General features: G+C 63.6%; 21 protein-coding genes and 2 pseudogenes. 13 read left to right on the top strand and 10 right to left on the bottom strand.

From position 1 onward, the window contains the following. Positions 1-83 precede the first annotated feature (83 nt). The 3 genes from N4Q37_RS10705 to N4Q37_RS10695 all read right to left on the bottom strand — a co-directional run bounded on the left by N4Q37_RS10705 (position 84) and on the right by N4Q37_RS10695 (position 2,636). Positions 84-1,286, bottom strand: coding sequence for an NAD(P)/FAD-dependent oxidoreductase (locus tag N4Q37_RS10705; RefSeq protein WP_260957742.1), 1,203 nt, complete (start codon positions 1,284-1,286; stop codon positions 84-86). 231 nt (positions 1,287-1,517) lie between these two features. Then, complete coding sequence (locus tag N4Q37_RS10700) at positions 1,518-1,892, bottom strand: response regulator transcription factor (protein ID WP_260957741.1); 375 nt, start codon at positions 1,890-1,892, stop codon at positions 1,518-1,520. A gap of 99 nt (positions 1,893-1,991) precedes the next feature. Continuing rightward, a complete protein-coding gene (locus tag N4Q37_RS10695; protein ID WP_260957739.1) occupies positions 1,992-2,636 on the bottom strand; it encodes a response regulator transcription factor in 645 nt (214 codons plus the stop codon). Positions 2,637-2,770: 134 nt separating this feature from the next. Here N4Q37_RS10695 and N4Q37_RS10690 point away from each other — a divergent pair, with 134 nt between their 5' ends. After that, complete coding sequence (locus tag N4Q37_RS10690; RefSeq protein WP_260957737.1) at positions 2,771-3,250, top strand: DUF4952 domain-containing protein; 480 nt, start codon at positions 2,771-2,773, stop codon at positions 3,248-3,250. Between the two features lie 155 nt (positions 3,251-3,405). Beyond that, positions 3,406-4,437, top strand: coding sequence for a LysR family transcriptional regulator (locus N4Q37_RS10685; protein WP_313958320.1), 1,032 nt, complete (start codon positions 3,406-3,408; stop codon positions 4,435-4,437). A gap of 5 nt (positions 4,438-4,442) precedes the next feature. Here N4Q37_RS10685 and N4Q37_RS10680 read toward each other — a convergent pair whose 3' ends face one another. Next, entirely contained in the window at positions 4,443-6,149 is a 1,707-nt protein-coding gene (locus N4Q37_RS10680) for an amidase (RefSeq protein ID WP_260957736.1), read from the bottom strand. A gap of 240 nt (positions 6,150-6,389) precedes the next feature. Between N4Q37_RS10680 and N4Q37_RS10675 the strand changes: the two genes are divergently transcribed. The 7 genes from N4Q37_RS10675 to N4Q37_RS10645 are packed head-to-tail and all read left to right on the top strand — an operon-like array spanning position 6,390 to position 12,683. Continuing rightward, positions 6,390-7,067, top strand: a complete 678-nt coding sequence (locus N4Q37_RS10675; RefSeq protein ID WP_260957735.1) for a thermostable hemolysin — start codon at positions 6,390-6,392, stop codon at positions 7,065-7,067. Then, positions 7,057-8,538: an AMP-binding protein gene (locus N4Q37_RS10670; RefSeq protein ID WP_260957733.1), complete on the top strand. Its 1,482-nt coding sequence runs from the start codon at positions 7,057-7,059 to the stop codon at positions 8,536-8,538. Before N4Q37_RS10675 ends, N4Q37_RS10670 begins: the two co-directional genes overlap by 11 nt. Continuing rightward, positions 8,535-9,209: a TenA family transcriptional regulator gene (locus N4Q37_RS10665; protein ID WP_260957731.1), complete on the top strand. Its 675-nt coding sequence runs from the start codon at positions 8,535-8,537 to the stop codon at positions 9,207-9,209. The genes N4Q37_RS10670 and N4Q37_RS10665 overlap by 4 nt, the downstream gene beginning before the upstream one ends. Further along, on the top strand, positions 9,196-10,005 hold the full coding sequence (locus tag N4Q37_RS10660; RefSeq protein WP_260957943.1) for an SDR family oxidoreductase: 810 nt from the start codon (positions 9,196-9,198) through the stop codon (positions 10,003-10,005). The genes N4Q37_RS10665 and N4Q37_RS10660 overlap by 14 nt, the downstream gene beginning before the upstream one ends. Further along, complete coding sequence (locus N4Q37_RS10655) at positions 10,002-10,646, top strand: tetratricopeptide repeat protein (protein WP_260957729.1); 645 nt, start codon at positions 10,002-10,004, stop codon at positions 10,644-10,646. The genes N4Q37_RS10660 and N4Q37_RS10655 overlap by 4 nt, the downstream gene beginning before the upstream one ends. Before the next feature lie 10 nt (positions 10,647-10,656). Beyond that, a complete protein-coding gene (locus N4Q37_RS10650) occupies positions 10,657-11,319 on the top strand; it encodes a response regulator (protein ID WP_260957727.1) in 663 nt (220 codons plus the stop codon). Beyond that, complete coding sequence (locus N4Q37_RS10645; protein WP_260957726.1) at positions 11,316-12,683, top strand: ATP-binding protein; 1,368 nt, start codon at positions 11,316-11,318, stop codon at positions 12,681-12,683. The genes N4Q37_RS10650 and N4Q37_RS10645 overlap by 4 nt, the downstream gene beginning before the upstream one ends. 35 nt (positions 12,684-12,718) lie before the next feature. On the opposite strand, the gene N4Q37_RS10640 is transcribed toward N4Q37_RS10645, so the two are convergent. The 4 genes and pseudogenes from N4Q37_RS10640 to N4Q37_RS10625 form a co-directional block, all read right to left on the bottom strand. Then, positions 12,719-13,138, bottom strand: coding sequence for a YeeE/YedE family protein (locus N4Q37_RS10640; protein WP_260957724.1), 420 nt, complete (start codon positions 13,136-13,138; stop codon positions 12,719-12,721). Between the two features lies 1 nt (position 13,139). Then, positions 13,140-13,574: a YeeE/YedE family protein gene (locus tag N4Q37_RS10635; protein WP_260957722.1), complete on the bottom strand. Its 435-nt coding sequence runs from the start codon at positions 13,572-13,574 to the stop codon at positions 13,140-13,142. A gap of 63 nt (positions 13,575-13,637) precedes the next feature. Beyond that, positions 13,638-14,414: a sulfite exporter TauE/SafE family protein gene (locus N4Q37_RS10630; protein ID WP_260957941.1), complete on the bottom strand. Its 777-nt coding sequence runs from the start codon at positions 14,412-14,414 to the stop codon at positions 13,638-13,640. Positions 14,415-14,469: 55 nt separating this feature from the next. Further along, positions 14,470-15,144, bottom strand: a pseudogene (locus N4Q37_RS10625) (NAD(P)/FAD-dependent oxidoreductase); the annotation flags it as partial. Here N4Q37_RS10625 and N4Q37_RS10620 point away from each other — a divergent pair. After that, positions 15,137-15,994: pseudogene (locus tag N4Q37_RS10620) on the top strand (sigma-54 interaction domain-containing protein); the annotation flags it as partial. The pseudogenes N4Q37_RS10625 and N4Q37_RS10620 sit on opposite strands and share 8 nt — an antisense overlap. Here the strand turns inward: N4Q37_RS10620 and N4Q37_RS10615 are convergent. Continuing rightward, positions 15,991-16,914, bottom strand: coding sequence for a universal stress protein (locus N4Q37_RS10615; protein WP_260957721.1), 924 nt, complete (start codon positions 16,912-16,914; stop codon positions 15,991-15,993). The pseudogene N4Q37_RS10620 and the gene N4Q37_RS10615 overlap by 4 nt on opposite strands. Positions 16,915-17,153: 239 nt before the next feature. On the opposite strand from N4Q37_RS10615, the gene N4Q37_RS10610 reads away from it, so the two are divergent. The 3 genes from N4Q37_RS10610 to N4Q37_RS10600 all read left to right on the top strand — a co-directional run bounded on the left by N4Q37_RS10610 (position 17,154) and on the right by N4Q37_RS10600 (position 19,639). Further along, a complete protein-coding gene (locus N4Q37_RS10610; RefSeq protein WP_260957720.1) occupies positions 17,154-17,366 on the top strand; it encodes a hypothetical protein in 213 nt (70 codons plus the stop codon). Then, positions 17,363-18,607, top strand: a complete 1,245-nt coding sequence (locus tag N4Q37_RS10605) for an MgtC/SapB family protein (protein WP_260957718.1) — start codon at positions 17,363-17,365, stop codon at positions 18,605-18,607. Before N4Q37_RS10610 ends, N4Q37_RS10605 begins: the two co-directional genes overlap by 4 nt. A gap of 120 nt (positions 18,608-18,727) precedes the next feature. After that, the gene (locus N4Q37_RS10600; protein WP_260957716.1) at positions 18,728-19,639 is read left to right on the top strand and encodes a universal stress protein; all 912 of its coding nucleotides are present in this window, start codon (positions 18,728-18,730) and stop codon (positions 19,637-19,639) included. A 62-nt stretch (positions 19,640-19,701) separates the two neighbouring features. Here the strand turns inward: N4Q37_RS10600 and N4Q37_RS10595 are convergent, their stop codons facing one another. Continuing rightward, complete coding sequence (locus tag N4Q37_RS10595; RefSeq protein ID WP_260957713.1) at positions 19,702-20,265, bottom strand: GNAT family N-acetyltransferase; 564 nt, start codon at positions 20,263-20,265, stop codon at positions 19,702-19,704. Between the last annotated feature and the right edge of the window lie 204 nt (positions 20,266-20,469).

The raw sequence follows: 20,469 nt of genomic DNA, 5'->3' as shown, positions 1-20,469 counted from the left end.
AACACCCGCCTAACCATCAATGGCGGGTGTCTGGGAAAGACCGACTCAGAAAGGAGGGATCTGGCCGGGGTTGGGAAATGAAATCACGCCACCGGAATCGACGGGTCGGCCGCTGCCAGGGCTGCCGCGCGGTCGGCGGCGGGTGGGTAGATCCAGATCGAGTTGATCTGGTTCTTGAGGCTCTTGGCTTCCTGGCCCACCAGTTTGAGCTGGCGATCCCAACCTTCGGTGTACACCGCGCCCCAGGCGCCCAGGTCCAGGCAGGTCACGTATTTGGGCTGGCTGTAGGTCATCGGCGCCACGCCCAGCAGGTCGGCGGCGACGTTGTTGCCGGCGTAGCGTCCCAGGGCAATGGCGTGCTGGCAGGACATCGCCGCATAGTTGCCCAAGGTGTCGGTGGCGGCGTAGGCCACATCGCCGGCAGCGAAGATGTGGTTTTGCCCTTGTACCTTCAGTGTGCCATCGACGTGCAGGCGTCCGAGGCGATCACGGGTACCCGGCACGTGCTGGGTCAATGGACTGGCGGAAAAACCCACGGTCCAGATCACGGTGTTGGATTCGATGCGCTGGCCGTCCGACAGGGTGACGCCGCCGGCGTCCACTGAGTCGACCGAGGCATTGAGGATCCACTCGATACCCAGGTGATCGGAGGCTTCGATAAGGGCCGGACGGATACCGACCCCCAGCGATGCGCCGATCTGCGGTCCGCGATCCACAACGATGACCCGGATTTTCGCATCATTGCCCAGGACGGCGCGCAGGCGGGCGGGCATCTCGGTCGCGGTCTCGATCCCGGTAAAGCCACCGCCGGCCACCACCACGGTGTTGCGAGCCGGGCTGTCCGGCAGGTCCTTGAGGGATTTGAGGTGGGCTTCGAGGCGCGTTGCCTGTTCGATTTCATCGACGTCGAAGGTGTGCTCGCTCAGGCCGACCAGGTCCGGGCGCGTCAGTTTGCTGCCCGCCGCCAGTACCAGCCGGTCGTAGCTCAGTGAGCCTCGGGCCCCTGAGGCGTCGCTGTAGCGCACTTGCTTGAGGTCGGCATCGATGCTCTCGGCAAACCCCTGCACGAAATTCACGCCGACGGCGTTGAACAACTCGTCCAGCGGCGCCTGCATGGTGTGCACGTCCGGCTCGTAGAAGCGTGGGCGGATGCGCAATTGCGCCTGGGGGGCCAGGACGCTGATCTGCACGTCATTGCGATTATGTTGGTCCAGCAGGCGGGCGGCGCTCAGCGCACTCCAGATCCCACCGAACCCAGCGCCGACAATCAGAATATGTTGTTTCATGATGTGCTCCCGAAGACAAAATCGATACGTTGAATGTTCAGCTGTTTCAGCGTGAGCGTGTCGCGAAGTGGCCAAAGTGCGTGACTTCAATGGCGTTAGCTTCGGTTCGCTGTAGGAAATGGTATGCGTGGGGGCTTCATCCAACACTTCTACATAAGGTCAGCGCGGGCATGTCTGGGTATGAAGCTTCTATACCAAGGTATGAAAAGCGGGCCGATGGGGAGGGCGGCGTCAGGCCGGGCGATCGATCACTGATTCGATGCAGGCGATCAGTTGCGCGCAGTCAAACGGTTTGGAAAAAAAAGCCACCGGCTCGGTGGCGGCCGCGTCGACACGGGGTGGTACGCCGGGGTATCCCGTGATGAAAATCACCGGGATATGAACGCCTCGGGCAGCCAGTTCGTTGTACATCTGGATGCCGCTCATGCCGGGCATCGTGATGTCCGAGATCAGGCAGCAGGCCTGTTCGGCGCGAGTGCAAGACAGGAAGTCCAGGGCACTGGCATACGTCCGGACGGTGTAGCCGTTGGCGCGCAGCAGCCCGTCGAGGGCCATTCGAACGAACTCATCGTCATCGACAACGGAAATAATTGCGGTGTGGGACATTTTCATACCTGGGTGATGTCAGGTAGCCATGGCGGGCGTCTGTGCTCCCGCAAGATACGCTGTCCCCTGGTCACGCCTAGTATACGTGGGTATGAACGCTCACTTGGCGAGGCTGATGTCCAACGCCTGCGCCATCCGCACCAGGTCGGCAAACGAACGTGCGCACATCTTGCGCATGGCCTGGCCGCGATGAATCTTGACCGTGATTTCGCTCAGGCCGATTTCCCCGGCGATCTGTTTGTTCATCAAGCCTGATACGGCCAGCGCCATGACCTGTTGTTCGCGGTTGCTCAGGGTCGCGTAGCGGCCATGGAGTTGCTGGCGACTGTGCTCGGATTCGCGGCGCACACGGTCTTGCGCAAGGGCGGCGGACACGGCGTCGATCAGGTCCTGCTCGCGGAACGGCTTGGTCAGGAAGTCCACCGCCCCGGCCTTCATCGCCCGCACCGTCATGGCGATGTCACCGTGACCGGTGATGAACACGATGGGCAACTGGATATTGGCCGTTGCCAGTGTCTGCTGGAGTTCCAGGCCGCTGGCGCCCTGTAGTCGTACATCCAGCACCAGGCAACTGGGCCCGCCTGCGCGTGGGTGTTGCATGAACTGGGCAACCGAGCCGAACAACTCGGCTCGCAGGCCAATGGAGCGCAAGAGGCTGCCGAGGGCTTCGCGCAACGGCGCGTCATCATCCACGACGTAGACGACAGGTTCGTGATTGATGTCCGTAGAGTGATCGGGCGTCATTGGTGGTTCCGGGCAAATAGGCGCAAGCAAAAGGTGGCAACGCGGACTCGAACGAAGTACCAGGGGGCACTTCGCCGGTGAGGCGGATTCTGCCATCATGATAATCATCGGACCTGGATGGATCGAGACAGATTTTGACCCTGGCACAGCTCATTGTCGCAACGTTCATCGCGCTGTCATTCTCAAGCGCCGGCCTCGCTGCGCCGCGCGATAACGCCTCAGCGGCTGTCCATGCAGGGTCCGAGGGTGGCCCCGCGTGCGGCGACCTGCTGCTCGATCTCCAGCACAAACCACCGCATCTGGAGTTCGTCGGTTGCCGGGCGGACGTGCTCTATGGGCTCAAGGCCCTTGTCGCCGACTATCAGGTCGAAGGCCGGTACGCGGCGGCGGTGGAGGGTTATTTCATTAAGGTCGCCCACCTGCCTGCTCTTGGTTTCTATTGCTGCGGTTGGGATTCGATCGGCAAGGTCGGGCGGGACGGAGAGCTGCACGAGGGCGCGCTGTCTTTCGAAGTCTCGATGGGCTCGGGTGAAACCCTGGTCAACCGTCGTGAGGATTGGTCGCGGATTCCGCTGTTCCATGTCGGCGTGACCCGTTATCTGGAAGAGCCGTAGGCGCGGGTGATCTATACCGAAGTATCAATGAACCTGCCTAAAGCGTGAGCTGGGTGTCCCCACGTACGACAGACGTCGGCCAGTGGCGGGAATAATCTTCATTCACCACGTCTATCCCTTCCTGACTCAATGGCCTGGCGCCTGGGGCGGCTATTATGATGAACAGAAATGACCTGCGTCGTGCTGACATCAATCTGCTGGTGGTCTTCGAAACCTTGATGCATGAGCGCAATGTCACGCGCGTCAGCGAGAAGCTCTTTCTCGGCCAGCCGACCATCAGCAGCGCCCTGGCGCGCCTGCGGTTGATGTTCGATGACCCGTTGTTCATTCGCGCGGGTCGGCTGATGGAGCCGACGTCCCGGGCCCAGGAAATTTTCTCCAACCTGTCTCCGGCACTGGATGGCATCGCTGCGGCCTTGAGCCGTTGCCAGGCGTTCGACCCCGGCACCAGCGAGGCGACCTTTCATATCGGGCTTTCCGACGATGTCGAATATGCCTTGTTACCGGACCTGTTGCGACGCCTGCGGGTCGAGGCACCGGGCACGACGCTGGTGGTGCGCCGGGCCGATCAGTGGCAGATGTCGCAGCTCTTGGCCTGCGGTGAAATCTCCCTGGGAATCAGTGACACCCAGGAACTGCCGGCCAACGCCCGGCGCAAGGTCTTGCGCGCCATTCGGCCGATGCTGTTGCGCGCCGACGCGCAACCTGGCGTGTTGAACCTGGACCAATTCTGCGACCGGCCCCACGCAGTGGTGTCGTCCATGGGCAATGTGATGGATGACTCGGACCGCGCGCTAGGGCTGATGGGGCGCCAGCGTCGGGTCGTGTTGACCGTGCCGCAATTCAGCGCCTTGCCGGTGTTGCTGGCCCACAGCGACATGATCGCCATCGTTCCGGACTACGTCGCCCGGGCGATGGCGGTCACCACGGGCTTGCGCGCAGAGCCGGCGCCGATCCGCTTGCCCGAACACGAGCTGTCCATGGTGTGGCGGGGGGCTTCGCACGATGATTCGGGGGAACGCTGGTTACGCTCCCGTTGCAGCGCATTTGTGGCCGAGCAGGCGCAGGCCATCTGTGAGCACCCGCTGTGGGAGCAAAGCTTGCTCGCGATGACGGCGGTACAGTCGATATCATCATCAACTCAGTCACCGCTATCGCGAGCAAGCTTTGCTCCCACAGGGAACTGAGGATGTCAGGCCGACAGGGGCGGCGTCCGTGGCGGAACCCGGCGCTTGGAACCTGTCGATTCGAATGCAGAGGCCAGCCGCAGCAGGTTCGAGTCATCGTAGGCTCGCCCGGCAAACGTCAGCCCGACCGGCATGCCGATGTCCGCCATGACGCCCATCGGGACGGTGACGGTCGGGACGCCGAGGTGGCGGATGGCGAGGTTGCCGTTGGCGACCCAGACGCCATTGCTCCAGGCGATGTCGGCGGACACCGGATTGATATCCGCATCCGCTGGCCCGACGTCGGCCACGGTCGGGAAGATCACCGCATCGAGGTCGAGCCGATCCATCCATTGCTCCAGGTCGATACGCCGGGTTTCTTCGAGGCCGCGCAGTCCGTCCGGCAGGGTGGCGATCTGGTCCCACGGCGTGATGCCACGCTGGGCCATTTTCACGTATTCGTCCATGCCGGCCGCCAGATCGTCCTCGCGGTTGGGCAGGGTGCCGGGGTCGTGGGGGAAGATCAGCGGCCCATCGACATCCGCCAGGCGATTCAACTTCGGATCACCATTGGCCCGCAGGAAATCATCGAACGCCCAGGCCGACAGGTCCCACAGCTCATGGTGCAGGAACTCCTTGGAAACCAGGCCGCGGGTGAACACCGTCGGCGCACCGGGGCGATCGCCCTCGCAGTTGGACACCAGTGGGAAATCCACCTCGACCACTTCGGCGCCACAGGCTTCAAGGGCCTTGCGGGCGTTTTTCCAGAGGTCGATCACCGAGTCGCGGGTGACGATGCGCTGGCCGGTCGGGCCGCCGATGCCCGGTGCTTCGGACGTGCCCGCCTCGGCGTCGGCGTTGATGTACATGCGCGGGACGCCGAACCGCACGCCCGCCAGAGCGCTGGCGTTGGCGGCAAGGCTTGGGTAGGAGGCCGGGCGGACCGAGTCGACGCTCGGGATCGGCACCCAGGGTTGCAGGCGCCAGAGGTCGCCCCGGGTGTCGGGATCCGGCGCGACCACCACATCCAGCACTTCAAGCAAGTCCGCCATGGTCCTGGCGTAGGGCACGACCACGTCCATCGTCGGCGTCAGCGGCCAGTTGCCGCGCACCGAGATCACTCCGCGCGACGGCGTGTAGGCGCACAGGCCATTGTTCGAGGCCGGGCCGCGTCCGCTCGACCAGGTTTCCTCGGCTAGGCCGAAGGCGGCGAAACTGGCGGCGGTGGCGGTTCCGGCACCGTTCGAGGAGCCCGAAGCGAAAGGGGCGGTGAGGTAATCGGCGTTGTACGGGCTCTCGGCCCGGCCATACACCCCGCGCTGCATGCCGCCGTTCGCCATGGGCGGCATGTTGGTCTTGCCCAGGCAGATCGCCCCGGCGCCGCGAAGCCGTTCGATGGTGAACGCATCGCAATAGGCAACCAGGTCCTTGAACGCCGGGCTGCCGGACGCGGCGGTGAGTCCCTTGACCAGGTAACTGTCCTTGGCCGTGTAGGGAATGCCATCGAGTGGTCCCAGGGTCTGGCCGCTGGCCCGACGGGCGTCGGAAGCCTGGGCCTCCTTCAGTGCATCGGGATTGCGCACCACCACCGCATTGAGGGCGGTAGCGGTATCGGGGCCGTCGTAGGCATCGATCCGGGCAAGATAGGCCTGGACCAGCTCGACGGCGGTAGCCTGGCCGGATTCGAGTGCCGCCCGCAGGTGGGCGATGGAAACTTCGGTGATGTCGATCATGCAGTTACCGCCGCGGCAGAAGGGTGATGGGGAGTGCGGGGCCATGTTGGAGCCTGGCACTTGAGGTTATCTCAAAATGGATATTTATCGGGTTTTGCCTACTGTACTACGGAAGAGCGAGCAAGGGCAGCCAGGTTAGATCGGACTATTTGTCGGGCGTGACAAAACTTTCCACCTTCAGGTTTCGTTAAGAAACGCTCCCGATACTTCTCCCAACCGCTTGAGGGAGAAGGTTTATCCATGGCCGATTTTGACTGGAACATCCACCTGCCGCTGGCCTTCGGCGAGGCCGGCCAAGCCGTCCGCCATCTGCACCAGGCCCTGCCGGAACAGGCGCGACGGGCCGAATTCGAAGCCTTTATTCGACAGCGTTTCCGCCATGTCCACGGCGCTGACATCCGGCACTTCATGCCCGAGCTGTTCGGGCTCGACGATGCCCAGGGGCGGCTCTGTGCCGTGGCTGGGGTGCGCCTCGCCACGCAGGGGCCGCTGTTCCTGGAGCGCTATCTGGATGAGCCCATCGAGTCGTTGGTAAACGCCGCCGCCGATCGCCCGGTGGACCGCGAGGGCATTGTGGAGGTCGGCAACCTGGCCGCCAGCGACACCGGCAGTGCCCGATTGAGCATCATTGCGATCACTTACCTGTTGGCCATGGGCGGCCTGGAGTGGGTGGCCTTCACCGGCAACGTCGGGCTGGTCAACAGCTTCCATCGCCTGGGGCTAAAGCCGGTAACCCTGTGTCCGGCCGACCCGCAGCGCCTGGGGGAAGACCGCCACCTCTGGGGCCGTTATTACGAGAGCCAGCCGTGGGTCCACGTTGGCAACATTCGCGCCGGCTTCATCCATTTGCGCAACACCGGCCTGTTCTCCCGCCTGGGATTGCCAGCCACGCTGGGGGAGACCAGTCATGTCGCCTGAAATGCAGCGATTCAAACGTACCCTGCACGAACATGCCCGGCGCCAGGGACACGCTGTCGCGCTGTGGGGCGACGATTCGCAGATGGACTACGCCACGCTCTGCACCGAAGTGGAACTGCGTCAGCAACGTCTACGCGACGAACACATCGGCGTCCTGGCCCTGGCCCTGGACAATGGCATCGAAGCGATGCTCTGGGACCTCGCCGCGCTGTTCGAAGGCGTGTGCTGCGTCATCCTCCCGGCGTTTTTCAGCCCGGCCCAGCGCCGTCACTGCCTGGAGCAGAGCCAGGCCGAGCGCGTGCTTGCCGAGCCGGTGTTCGACACCGAGTTGCAAGCCGCCGGCTATCAGCGCAACGGGGCGTTCTGGCGGCGAGACTTCGACGAGCCGGGCCGCCTGCTGCCCGGCACCGCCAAGCTGACCTTCACCTCCGGCACCACCGGCACGCCGAAGGGCGTGTGCCTGAGCGCCGACAGCCTGCTGCGGGTGGCCTACGAACTGGAGCAGGCCAGCCGCCCGGTCGCGCCCGGACATCACTTGGCCTTGTTGCCCCTGGCGATCCTGCTGGAGAACCTCGGTTGCTACGCGGCACTGTATGCCGGCGCGATGCTCAGCCTGCCGAGCCAGAAGACCCTCGGTATCCAGGGCGCCAGCGGAATCGACCCGGCGCGCCTGTTCGGCTGCCTGGCCGCGCGTCGGCCGCAGAGTCTGATTCTGGTACCGCAGTTGCTGTTGATGCTGGTCATGGCGACCGAACAGCAGGCGTTCGACCCACGTACCCTGCGGTTTGCCGCGGTGGGCGGTGCGCGGACCTCCCAGGAATTGCTGCAACGGGCCCAGCGCCTGGGCCTGCCGGTGTTTGAAGGTTATGGGCTGTCGGAGTGCGCCTCGGTGGTGTGCCTCAATCGACCGCAGGCCCAGCGTGCCGGCAGTGTTGGCCGGCCGTTGCCCCATGTGGAGGTGCGCCTGGCCGACGACGGTGAAGTGCTGATCAAGGGCTCGACCTTGCTCGGTTACCTCGGCGAGCCACCGCACCAGGGCCCGTGGTGGCCCAGCGGCGACCTGGGCGAGTTCGATGCCGAGGGTTTTCTTTACTTGCGCGGTCGCAAGAAGCACCAGTTCGTGACCAGTTTCGGACGCAACGTCAGTCCCGAATGGGTGGAAGCCGAGCTCACCCAGGGCGGCGAGATCGCCCAGGCCTTTGTCTACGGCGAAGCCCTGCCACTGAACCATGCATTGCTCTGGCCGATCCGGCCCGAATGCTCCGACCAGACGCTGGAACTGGCCGTGGCCAAGGCCAACGCCGCGCTCCCCGATTACGCCCGGATCCATCGCTGGACGCGCCTGGAGCAACCCTTCAGCGCCGCCAACGGCATGCTCACTGCCAACGGCCGACCACGCCGCGAGGCCATCCTCGAGCATTACCGGGCGCTGCTTACCGAACCTGTTCTGTCTGAGGAATCCCCATCATGAGTTTTTTCGACACCTTGCAAGAAGCCACCCAGCAAGAACGCCAGGCGTTGTTCAACCTGCCGATCATCCGCGATGCCCTCGCAGGCCAGGTCAGCCTGACCAGCTATCGGGGTTTCCTGACCCAAGCCTATTACCACGTGCGCCACACCGTACCGTTGATGATGGCCTGTGGCGCGCGCCTACCCGCGCACCTGGAATGGTTGCGCAAGGCCGTGTGCGAGTACATCGAGGAAGAATACGGTCACGAGCAATGGGTGCTCGATGACATCGCCGCCTGCGGTGGTGACAAGGAAGCAGTGCGCAACGGCCAACCCGCGCTGCCTATCGAACTGATGGTCAGCTACCTCTACGACCTGATTGCCCGGGGTAACCCGGTGGGGTTGTTCGGCATGGTCAATGTGCTCGAAGGCACCAGCATCGCCCTCGCGACCCATGCGGCCGAGAGCATTCGCCAGCGCCTGGAACTGCCCGCCACTGCGTTCAGCTACCTGAGTTCCCACGGGTCCCTGGACATCGAGCACATGCAGACCTACCGCAGCTTGATGAACCGGCTCGATGATCCGGCGGACCAGGCTGCGGTGATCTACGCCTCCAAAGTGGTGTACGGACTGTACACCGACATGTTCCGGGGCCTGCCCCGTGATGGGGGGCATGAACATGCGCCTGTGTGATGCTCGCGTGGTGCTGACGGGCGCCAGCGGCGGGATCGGCCAGGCCATCGCCGACGCCCTGTGCGCCAGTGGTGCGCGGGTGCTGGCCGTGGCCAGGCATCGTGAGGCGTTGCTGCCATTGATGGAGCGTTACCCGCAGCAGTTGTGCTGGGTGGGCGCCGACCTGACCGTCGCGACGGAACGGCGCAAGGTCCTGGCCGCCGCCGAAGCGTTCGGAGGCATCAACCTGCTGATCAATGCCGCGGGTGTGAACCACTTCGCCATGCTCGAACAGCTGGATGACAGCGAAATCAACGCCATGCTGGCGGTGAATGTCAGTGCGCCGATTTGCCTGACTAAACTGTTGCTGCCGCTGCTCGAACAGGCTGACAGCGCCATGGTGGTCAATGTCGGCTCGACCTACGGTTCGATCGGCTATCCCGGCTACGCCAGTTACTGCGCCAGTAAGTTTGCCTTGCGTGGGTTTTCCGAGGCACTGCGCCGCGAGCTGGCGGACACCCGCGTCGGTGTGCTCTACGTGGCGCCCCGGGCCACGCGCACATCGATGAACAGCCCGGCAGCCGACGCCCTCAACCAGGCGCTCAAGGCCAATGTCGACGATCCGCAGACCGTCGCGTCGGCGGTGATCCACGCCATCATTGGCGACCGCCGGGAACTGTACCTGGGCTGGCCCGAACGTTTTTTCGTCGGCCTCAACAGCCTGCTGCCCAATCTGGTGGACCGCGGCCTGCGCAAGCAATTGCCGCTGGTCCGCCGCCTGAGTCATAAACCCGAAAACGAGCATCTCAAGCCATGAAAAAAATCCTCGCCTGTGTCCTGTTCGGCGCCTTGAGTCAAGGTGCCTGGGCATTGGATAACGCAGACCAGCAGCGCCTCGCGGCCATCCAGCAAAGCTGGGCACACATCCAGTACGAACTGCCCGAAGGGCAACGCGCCGAGGCTTTCGAGAAGCTGGCAGCCCAGGCATCGACGTTCAAACAGGAACGACAGTCAGTGGCCGAGGCGTGGATCTGGTCCGGCATCGTCAACAGCAGTTGGGCCGGCGCCAAGGGCGGGATCGGCGCGTTGAGCAAGGTCAAGGAGGCCAAAGGTGACCTGGAAACCGCCTTGACGCTGGACCCCAAAGCCCTGCAAGGTTCGGCCTACACCAGCCTTGGCGCGCTCTATGACCGGGTACCGGGCTGGCCGCTGGGTTTCGGCGATTCGGACAAGGCCGAGCAGTTGCTCACCCAAGCGTTGCAACTGAACCCGAATGGCATCGACAGCTTGTACTTCTGGGGCGACCACCTCTACCGCCAGAAGCGCTACGCTGAAGCCAGGACGGCCCTGCAAAAAGCCTTGCAGGCCGCGCCCCGGCCCGGTCGGGAAAGCGCCGACGCCGGGCGCCGCAAGGAGATCGAAGCGTTGCTGGTGGACGTGAACAAGAAACTCGACTGACGGAGTGTGCGTGCGTCTATTGCTGATCGAGGATGACGTGGCCCTGGGGGACGGCATCCGCCAGGCCCTGGGCCGCGAAGGGTACACCGTGGATTGGTTGCAGGACGGCAGCAGCGCCTTGCATTCGTTGCAAAGCGAAGCCTTTGACCTGGCAGTGCTGGACTTGGGCCTGCCACGGATGGATGGCCTGCAAGTGCTGCGTCGCTTGCGTGATGGCGGTTCGAACCTGCCCGTGCTGGTCCTTACCGCCCGGGATGCCACCGAAGACCGCATTGCCGGGCTGGATGCCGGTGCCGACGACTACCTGATCAAGCCCTTCGACCTGGCGGAGCTCAAGGCGCGACTACGGGCCTTGTTGCGCCGCAGCGCAGGCAGGGCACAGGCGCTGATCGAACACGCCGGTATCAGCTTGAACCCCGGTGCCCAACAAGTCAGTTATCAGGGCAAGCCAGTGGCATTGACGCCCAAGGAGTATCAACTGCTCCATGAACTGCTCTCGCCGCCTGGCCGGGTCATGACCCGCGATCATCTGATGCAGTTGCTCTACGGCTGGAGCGAGGAGGCCGAGAGCAACACCCTGGAAGTGCACATTCACCACTTGCGCAAGAAATTCTCCACCGACCTGATCCGCACCATCCGGGGTGTCGGTTACCTGGTGGAGGAGCGTCGATGAGTTCGATCCGCCGGCGCACCCTCACGCTGATCCTTGGCCTGCTGTTCCTGGGTCTGTTGGTCATCAGCGTTTTCAACGTTCACGACAGCAACCACGAAATCGCCGAAGTCTATGACGCCCAGTTGGCCCAGAACGCCCGCTTGCTGCAAGGTGTCATGCGCATGCCGATGGCGAGTAAAGAGCACGCCGAGTTGTACCAGGCGTTCAATCAGGCGCTGGGGCAGGCGACCCCCGGGGGGGGCGGCCATCCCTACGAAAGCAAAATCGCCTTCCAGGTCTGGAGTGCGCAGGGCGCGATATTGGTCCATACCACCAGTGCACCGACTTTTACGGCGGCTCCAGCGAGCGCAGGCTTCAGCGATGTGGTGGATCAGAAACAGCGCAAGTGGCGGGCGTTTGTCCTGGACGACCCGCAATATGGCTTGAAGATCTGGGTTGGCGAGCGTGATGACGTGCGCGCCGACCTGGTCGATCGAATCGTGCGCCATACCGTCGTGCCCAACCTGATCGGCAGCCTGATGCTCGCCGCGGTGATCTGGCTGGCGATCGGATGGGGCCTCAAGCCACTGGTGGACATGGCTGCCCGCTTGCGCGCCCGACATCCGGGCTCGCTCGAACCCTTGCGGTTGATGCCGCTGCCTACCGAGCTTGAGCCTATGCAGGCGGCACTTAACCGGGTCCTGGCGCAAATCCAGGAACTGATGGGCCGCGAGCGCCGCTTCATCGCCGACGCGGCCCATGAGTTGCGCACGCCCCTGGCGGTCCTCAGGGTGCATGCCCAAAACCTGATGGAGGCGGGGAGCGAGCAAAGCCGTTGCGAATCCCTGGCCCATCTGATCGCGGGCGTCGATCGGGCCACGCGCCTGGTCAATCAATTGCTCACCATGGCCCGCCTCGAGCCGCAAGCGGACGTGCGAACCCCGACGGCCATCGACCTTGCCGCCACGGTTCGCGAAAGCCTGGTGCAACTGACGCCATGGTTATTGAGCAAGGGACTCGAGCCGGTGCTGGACGTCAGCGGTGACGTAGGGCCGGTCAGGATCGACCCGGCGGTCATCGATATTGCGCTGAACAACCTGGTGACCAACGCTGCCAATTTCTCGCCCTCCCACGGGGTGATCACGGTTCGACTGACAAAGAAAGAAGATCGCTACGAGTTGTCCGTCGAAGATCAGGGCCCGGGAATCGACGAAGCCGCGCATGATCGGCTCTTCGAGCGTTTCTACAGCCGCGGAAATGATCAGGGCGCAGGCTTGGGGTTGACCATCGTGCGTGCCATCGCCGATCGCCTGGGAGGCCAGGTCCGGTTGGAGAACCGGGCCGAGGGCGGGCTAAATGCCACGTTGGAGATCGCTCGTTTTTAGCCCCGCGGCGCGCTCGCCCGGCAAATGAAGTCGGCTCAGCGGTTGCGTCGGCGCTCCAGCGCGTTGAACAGCACCATGCCGGCCAGCATGGCCAGGGTGAACACCCAGGCTTGCCAATGGCCCGTCAGCAGGGTGGTCACGGCAGGCCCGGGGCAGATCCCCGCGATGCCCCAACCGATACCGAATACCAGGCTGCCGCCGATCAGGCGTCGGTCCAGTTCCCGCTTGACCGGGAGCTGCATGGGGCTACCGAGCAGCGAACGCGATTGCCGGCGTGCCCAGGTCAATGGGCCAAAGGCGACCCCAATGGCTCCGATCATCACCAAGGCCAGGGAGGGGTCCCAGGTTCCGGTCAGGTCCAGGAATGCCAGCACTTTGGTCGGGTTGGTCATGCCCGCCAACAGCAGGCCGGTGCCAAACAGCAGCCCGGCCAGGAATGCAGTCAGTTTGAGCATGTCACACCCCCAATACGTGGCGCAGGACAAACGCTGTGGCGAAACCGCTGAGCATGAAGCACGCCGTGGCGATCATTGAGCGCGGCGACATACGCGAGACGCCGCACACACCGTGGCCACTCGTGCAGCCGGAACCGTAGCGGGTGCCGACCCCCACCAGCAGGCCGGCGACGATGAGACCGAGCCAGCCGCTCTGAAACACTATCGAGGGAGCAACGGCAAATACTCCCCAGGCCAGCGGGGCGACGAGCAGGCCCAGGAGAAACAGCGCCTTTTCACTCGCGCCGTCGTCGCCACGTTGCAGGAGGTTGCCGATCAGGCCGCTGACGCCGGCGATGCGCCCGTTGGCCACGACGAACAGGCTCGCCGCCAGGCCAATCAGTGCGCCGCCCGCCAGGGATGACCAGGGGGTGAAGTTGAGCCAGTCGACATTCATATGTTTTCTCCAACAGCCACAGCGTTGATATTAGGCTCTGTACGAAAAATCTAGACGACGCGATCAGCCAATGGCCTTTACCAGCAGGGCCACTGCCACCAGCGTAGACAACAGGGCAAAGCCTTTTTGCAGATGAGGCTCCGCTAGCCTGGCTGCGATCAGGCGCCCGAGCGCCATCCCCAAGAGTGCGCCCAGGGAGAACGGCGCGGCAATCGCCCATTGCAAGTGACCGGTGGCCGAGCTTGCGAGTACCCCGGAAATGGAAACCAGGGCGATGACGGTCAGTGAGGTGGCGAGCACCGACTGCGTGCTCAAGTTGGTGTAGCGCTGCAGCGCCGGCACCATCACGAAACCACCGCCCACCCCCAGCAGGCCGGAAAGCAACCCGGCCAGCATGCCGGAGAGCGTGAGCGCCCACGCACAAGGACCGGTCCAGTTGAGCTTGCCGCGATGTTCATCCAAGAGGCATGGTGGTGGTTTTTGCCTGAGCGCGGCCTTTTGCCTGGCGTAACCGGGCAAGGATTTTTGAAAGGCGCGCAACGCCACGTACATCAGCAAAAGGGCAAACGGTATCGTCAGTGGACGGTTGGGTGTGCGTTGGGCCAGCCAGAGCCCAACGGGCGAGCAGATGATCCCTACGCTAGCGGTCAGCAGGGCGGCCTTATAGCGTACGGTGCGGTTTCGCAACCCCATCACGGCCCCCAGGCTGGCGGCCATGCCCACCGCGAGTAAACCGATCGGCCCGGCTTCAGCCATGCCCATGCCCACCCCGAACACCAGGAATGGCACGGCCAATATGCCTCCGCCTGCGCCCGTCAACGCCAGGACGATGCCCACCATGAAACCGAGCAATGGCACGGTCACGTTCTCGTACTCCCGGCTTTCAGGTTCGACTTCATAAGTCCGCCAGCTCCGGTTTTGCCATCCACTCGCGACCCTTGAGCATCCCTTTCCAGTACAGCGGTGGAAGAATTCGCTCTTTGAGCAGCCAGGCCAGCCTCGAAGGGCGGGTACCGTCGATCAGCCAGGAGGGAAAACTGGGCGCGACCCGGCCGCCATAGGTGAACTCCGCCAGGACGATCTTGCCGCGTTCCACCGTCAGCGGGCAGGAACCGTAACCATCGTAATGGGCACTGCCCTTGGCCTTGTCCATGGCTGCCAGCACGTTATGCGCCACGACCGGCGCCTGCTTGCGGGCGGCTGCCGCTGTCTTGGCGTTGCTGGTGTTGGTGACGTCACCTAATGCATGAATATTAGTCCACGCCTTGTGGCGCAGCGTGTCGGGAGCCACGTCAACCCAGCCGGCCGCATCGGCGAGCGGGCTGACGCGAATGAAGTCCGGTGCGACCTGCGGCGGCACCACGTGCAGCAGGTCGAACTCGCGAGTTACCCGCCGGGAACTGCCGTCGGCTTCGACGCAGTTGAATGTCGCGGTCCGTGCCGGACCATCCACGCCTGTCAACGTGTTGCCCAGGTTCAGGTCAACCCCATAGGCGTTGATGTACTGCATCAGCGCCGGCACATAGTCGGGGACACCGAACAGCACGTTGGCCGCGCTGCAAAACTCAATACAGCGTGTCGCGCCTTCACGGTTGCCGGTGCTGCTGTTGGGTGAATCCGGTACCGGCAAAGAGCTGTTCGCGCGGGCCGTGCATGAAAACAGTGATCGGGCTAACGGGCCCTTTGTGGTGGTCGATTGTTCCGGCTTGACCGAAACGTTGTTCGAGAGCGAGTTGTTCGGTCATGAGAAGGGCGCCTTCACGGGCGCGACGATGCGCAAGCCAGGCCTGGTGGAAACGGCCCAGGGCGGTACCTTGTTTCTCGATGAAATCGGCGACGTGCCGTTGGCCATGCAGGTCAAGCTGCTGCGCCTGATTGAATCGGCCACCTATCGGCGTGTGGGCAGCGTCGAGACTCGCCATGCGGATTTCCGGCTGGTGGCCGCGGCCCATAAACCCTTGGAACGGATGATGGCCCAGGGCGGGTTCCGGCAAGACTTGTACTACCGCATCAGCGCATTCCCCATCCAGTTGCCTGCGTTACGCGATCGCATCGACGACATCGACCTGCTGGTAGAGTCGTTGTTGCAACGCTGCGGCAATGGCACGCGGCGGCTCGCTATCGACGCCGATGCCTTGGAGCAACTGCGGCGGTTTTCCTGGCCGGGCAATATCCGCGAGCTGCGCAACGTCCTGGAAAGAGCCAGCCTGTTCGCCGATGACGGCGTCATACGCAAGATCCACCTACCCCAGACGAACAGCGCGCAGCCCCAGCCTGCCGCACTCGCGCAGGGCTGCACGCTGGCCGAGGCCCTGGCGACCTTCCGGGGTAGCCGCAGCGAACTGGCCCGGCACCTGGGGCTGAGCGAGCGTACGTTGTACCGGCGACTCAAGGCCCAAGGCTTGGACTGCGGCGGTTAGCCGACCGGCTGCGGGGCAATCACCCACAAGCTGCACGGCATCTTGTACAGCAGGCTTTCGATGGTGCTGCCGATCAGCTTGTTTTGGTTGGCGTAGCGTACACGGCCCATGACGATGACGTCGATGTCGTGGGACGCTGCATAGCTGGCCAGCACCTTGGCCGGGTCGCCCATGATCATGCGCCGTTGGTCCGCTGCGATGCCGTTGCGTTCGGCCAGGGCATCGAAGGCGGCGCCCTGGGACTCGTAGAGTCGTTGGGCCAGGGTCGAGGAGAAGAACATCGAGCCATCGCCAAAGCCGTATTGGGCGGCGGTAATGGACGATAAGTCGTAGGCGTAGACGACTTCCAGCGTCGCGTCGCAGGAGGCCGCCAGCTTGCTGGCCTCGCTCAGGATCCGGTCGTTGAGCCCCTCATAGCCGGCATCGTGATGAAACGGATCGATGGCCGCCAGGATCTTGCGTGGACGGGCATGGACGACTTTGTTGACAAAGTGCAGGGGCACCTCGCATTCGCGTAGCAGGTGCACGTCCAGGGGCGTGAACATCATGCGCGAGAGCCAGGACTCGTGTTCGACAGCCTTGACCAGCGCGGTCATCGGTTCTTCCTTGAGGTGAATCAGGATCTCCTGCAAGGGGCGCTCGACCCAGGTCACTTCGGTCGTGACTTCGATACCCAGCTTGCGCAGTGGCCTGGCCTGTTCTTCCAGCCACTGGCGGTGGCGCTCGATGTAGCCAAGACGCATCTGCTCCAGAGCCTGCTCGTTGACCAGGTTGGCCGTGGCCAGGCCTTCGAGGTAGTCGAAGGCGACGATGTGCAGCGCGGCTCCCTCGGCCTTGGCCAGCGCGGCTGCCCGATCGAAAGCCGGACTGTGCTCCATCAGCGGTGAGACGACCAGCATCAAGCGTGATTGTGTGGACATGGCAAACCTCCCGGGCAAGAACCTGTGGGCACCGGGCGACGCTTCGCCCGTCTAGAGTCAATCATGGGCGTCAACGGTGGCGCTGACTTGACCTGTATCAAACTCACCTCAGGCGTTGTACGAGAAGTGCCTGCGCGACCCCGGGCCGAACAAAAGCTTTGTTTGATCAGAATCAATCCGCAGGGTGCGAGAGCGGCGCACGCTCGGCAGGTCATAGGGCCGTTGGCGGGAGGCAGGTCATGATTATCCGCATATACGAGCAGCAGGCGGGGCAACGCTGGGTGGTCACCCTGGACGCCTGGCAAGTGGGCTTCCGACGCCTGGATGAAGCCCAGGCTTTTGCCAGGACATTGCAGGGGCGAATTGACGCGCCGCATCCCTGGCCGTCGCGGCGACCGGGTGCGCTCAACGCTCTTGCGGCCAGACCGTCACCTGGGCCAGCCGCACCATGATCGCGACCCTGGGGTTCGCCAATGCCGCCGCCGCGCTGGGGATCGGCCTGCTGATCGGCCTTGAGCGCGAGCGGCGCAAAGGCGAGGACGAACGAAGCCACTTCGCCGGCCTTCGCACCTATGCCATTACATCGTTGCTCGGCTATGTCGTTGCCCAGGTCGGCGGGGCCTTGCTGCTGGGGTTCGTGGCGCTTGGGTTGGGCGCGTTGGTGACGGCCGCGTATTGGCGAGCCTCGGGCAAGGACGCCGGCATTACCAGCGAAGTGGCGTTATTCGGCGTGCTGGCCCTGGGCGCGCTCTGCGTGAGCGACCCGGCCCTGGCGACTGCCATTGGCGTGGTGATTGCCGGGTTGCTGGACAGCCGGCAGGCGTTGCACCACTTTGCCCGTGACCAATTGACCGCCGCCGAATTGCGCGATGGCCTGGTGCTGTTGATCGCGGCGCTGGTGGTACTGCCGCTGGCGCCGGATCGTTACCTTGGGCCTTACAACGCGATCAACCTGCGCACCATTTGCACGCTGACCGTCCTGTTGATGGCCGTGGGGGCGCTGGGGCACATCGCGGTGCGGACCCTCGGCACGCGCTACGGCTATGCCTTGGGGGCGATCGCCTCGGGGTTCGCCTCGGCCACGGTGACCATCGCCGCCATGGGGAGCATGGCGACCAAGGAACCGATGAACCTCAAGGTATTGAGCGCCGCGGCCGTGCTGTCCAACTTGGCCACCGTTGCCCAGATGAGCCTTATTTTCAGCGCTGTGGAGCCTGGACTGCTGCGTTGGATGTGGGCCCCGTTGCTGTTTGGTTTTTTGGTCACCCTGTTCTACGCCGCCGTGCTGATGTTTCCCCGACCCAGGGTGCGCGCTGCGGAGTCGATCAAGGTGGGTGGGGCGTTCAGCCTCAGACTGGCTTTAATGGTCACCCTGGCGATGACCGGCATCACGGTGCTGTCGTCGATGATGCTCGATGAATTCGGGCAAGCCGGCGTGATCGTTACCGCAATCTTCAGTGGCCTGGCTGACGTCCATGCCTCGACCGCCTCCGTCGCGTCCCTGGCAAAGGCCGGGCTGCTGTCTTTCGACGGTGTCGCGGTGCCGGCCCTGATGGCGTTCAGCAGCAACTCCCTGAGCAAATGCGCGGTGGCCTGGTTCAGTGGTGGGCGCGGGTTCGCCAGGTATGTCATTCCCGGGCAGGTGCTGATCACGTTGGCAATGTGGGGCGCCGTCCTGATCCCGCACGTTTGACCCCTGGGGGGCCCTTGACTTGCTCGCCATTTGATAAAGATCAAATGCCTGCCCGGGCAATCCCTCATCCTGAAAGTCTCCATTGACCCAAGTGGCTGTCGCCACGTGCCGAGGTGTCCCATGTCCCAGACTCGACGTTTGTTGTTAGTGGCGCCTGACGCCATGATCCGTACACCTGCATTCGACCGGGCCACCGAGCTGGCGTTGGTGATGGACCTGCCCTTGCATATTGTCGCCATCGATTACCTGGAGTTGCTATCGGTCGCCGGCCTGTTCGCGCCCGACCAGGTCAAGCAGGCCCGCGATGGCTATGTGGAAACCCATCGTCACTGGTTGTGGCAGCAGGCCGAACTGGCGCGCCGGCACGGCGTGGAGGTGACGAGCGAGGTGGTATGGTCCAAGGACGCGTATCAAGCCCTGCAGCACTACGTCACGGAGATACCGCTGGCGCTGATCATCAAGGATGCCGAGCCGGAGCCGGCCATGAAGCGGATCTTTTTCACGCCCCTGGACTGGCGCCTGCTGCGCGATTGTCCGGTGCCCGTGCATCTGGTCACGAACGCCCGTCATCCGCGTCCTCGACGGGTCCTGGCGGTCGTCGATGTGTTGCGCAGCGAGCAGCAGGACCTGGTGTTCAACGACCAGATCGTCGATGCGGCGGTAAAACTGGCCGAGCAGTGCAACGCACAGGTCGAGTTGCTGCACGCCTTCGACTGGGTCGCCGTGTACGCCTCGGACATGGGGGTGGGCGCGCTTCCCTTGGCCACGGGACTCTACGAGGCGCTGGGCCAGGAACAGCGCGCGGTGTTCGAATCCCTGGCCGAGCGTCATGGTGTGCCACCGCAGCAGCGCCATTTCATTGAAGGCGCGCCGTTGAGCAGCATCTGCACGTTCGCCACCGACCAGCAATGCGACGTCATCGTCATGGGCACGACACAGCATCGTGGCCTCGATCGGCGTTTGGGCAGCACCGCCGAACAGATCCTGCAACGTGCGCCCTGCAGCCTGCTGGCGATCAAGCCGCAGGAGTGAAGGGCGTACCCGTGCGCGAGACCTCGAAACGAGGCCTCGCGTAGGGACTTTTCGTACAAAGCCTAGAGATAAAGGCTGTGGATGACCTGGCGAGTGTCATCGGGGTCGGACCGGGTCTCGAACCCCAGGCTACGGGCCAGATCACGCATGGAGGCATTGTCGGCGGCGTCGACGGAGTACAGCCGGTGAAAGCCGTTCTTGCGTGCCGTCTCTATCAGGTGCTCCATCAACAACGTGCCCAGGCCCAAGTGCTGCCATAGGTCGGCAACGGTCACGGCGCACTCGCACTCCTCTTCGTCGGTTGCGCAGTAACGACTGACACCGATCTCGATCAACTGGCCATTTTCGTGAACCAGGGCGACGTAGGCCATGCGGGTTTTGCAATCGATGTCCATCAGTTGATCGAGCATGGCCGTGCCCGGCTCGTTGATCTGCGCCAGAAAGCGCATGTGCCGCGATTCTGGCGACAGGCGCTTGATGAAATCATATTCGCGCTGGCGATCTTCCTCCTTCAACGGTCGGATCAGCACGTGCCGACCGTCCTTGAGGGCCTGGATCCAGTGCTTGCCACGGGTACTGGCGTACATGGCTGCGGCGCGTTCATTGTGGTCTTTGACGGTGAGCATGACGCAATCCTCCGATGGATGTGAGCAGCGGCATGGCAGAGGCCACGCATTGAGTTCTTTTCTACGCCCGCGCAGGGCCCGGGTTCTGATCTGGATCAGTGCTTGCGTGTTCGTCCATCGATTGGCGGGCTCTTGATAAATATATCGCTGGATCGGCAGCACGACCGGGCGGGTCTTGTACTCTGTGCCCGGTAGCCTGCTGAC

The organism is Pseudomonas citri (genome assembly GCF_025336485.1).
GTDB lineage: Bacteria > Pseudomonadota > Gammaproteobacteria > Pseudomonadales > Pseudomonadaceae > Aquipseudomonas > Aquipseudomonas citri.
Note: the sequence above shows the minus strand (reverse complement) of the source record. Positions and strands in the feature narration are given on the sequence as shown.

Coding starts and splice junctions, on each gene's coding strand:
- N4Q37_RS10705 (WP_260957742.1), bottom strand. CDS start 1,286: ATGAAACAACATATTCTGATTGTCGGCGCTGGGTTCGGTGGGATCTGG.
- N4Q37_RS10700 (WP_260957741.1), bottom strand. CDS start 1,892: ATGTCCCACACCGCAATTATTTCCGTTGTCGATGACGATGAGTTCGTT.
- N4Q37_RS10695 (WP_260957739.1), bottom strand. CDS start 2,636: ATGACGCCCGATCACTCTACGGACATCAATCACGAACCTGTCGTCTAC.
- N4Q37_RS10685 (WP_313958320.1), top strand. CDS start 3,406: ATGATGAACAGAAATGACCTGCGTCGTGCTGACATCAATCTGCTGGTG.
- N4Q37_RS10680 (WP_260957736.1), bottom strand. CDS start 6,149: ATGATCGACATCACCGAAGTTTCCATCGCCCACCTGCGGGCGGCACTC.
- N4Q37_RS10675 (WP_260957735.1), top strand. CDS start 6,390: ATGGCCGATTTTGACTGGAACATCCACCTGCCGCTGGCCTTCGGCGAG.
- N4Q37_RS10670 (WP_260957733.1), top strand. CDS start 7,057: ATGTCGCCTGAAATGCAGCGATTCAAACGTACCCTGCACGAACATGCC.
- N4Q37_RS10665 (WP_260957731.1), top strand. CDS start 8,535: ATGAGTTTTTTCGACACCTTGCAAGAAGCCACCCAGCAAGAACGCCAG.
- N4Q37_RS10660 (WP_260957943.1), top strand. CDS start 9,196: ATGCGCCTGTGTGATGCTCGCGTGGTGCTGACGGGCGCCAGCGGCGGG.
- N4Q37_RS10655 (WP_260957729.1), top strand. CDS start 10,002: ATGAAAAAAATCCTCGCCTGTGTCCTGTTCGGCGCCTTGAGTCAAGGT.
- N4Q37_RS10645 (WP_260957726.1), top strand. CDS start 11,316: ATGAGTTCGATCCGCCGGCGCACCCTCACGCTGATCCTTGGCCTGCTG.
- N4Q37_RS10640 (WP_260957724.1), bottom strand. CDS start 13,138: ATGCTCAAACTGACTGCATTCCTGGCCGGGCTGCTGTTTGGCACCGGC.
- N4Q37_RS10635 (WP_260957722.1), bottom strand. CDS start 13,574: ATGAATGTCGACTGGCTCAACTTCACCCCCTGGTCATCCCTGGCGGGC.
- N4Q37_RS10630 (WP_260957941.1), bottom strand. CDS start 14,414: ATGGTGGGCATCGTCCTGGCGTTGACGGGCGCAGGCGGAGGCATATTG.
- N4Q37_RS10615 (WP_260957721.1), bottom strand. CDS start 16,914: ATGTCCACACAATCACGCTTGATGCTGGTCGTCTCACCGCTGATGGAG.
- N4Q37_RS10610 (WP_260957720.1), top strand. CDS start 17,154: ATGATTATCCGCATATACGAGCAGCAGGCGGGGCAACGCTGGGTGGTC.
- N4Q37_RS10605 (WP_260957718.1), top strand. CDS start 17,363: ATGATCGCGACCCTGGGGTTCGCCAATGCCGCCGCCGCGCTGGGGATC.
- N4Q37_RS10600 (WP_260957716.1), top strand. CDS start 18,728: ATGTCCCAGACTCGACGTTTGTTGTTAGTGGCGCCTGACGCCATGATC.
- N4Q37_RS10595 (WP_260957713.1), bottom strand. CDS start 20,265: ATGCTCACCGTCAAAGACCACAATGAACGCGCCGCAGCCATGTACGCC.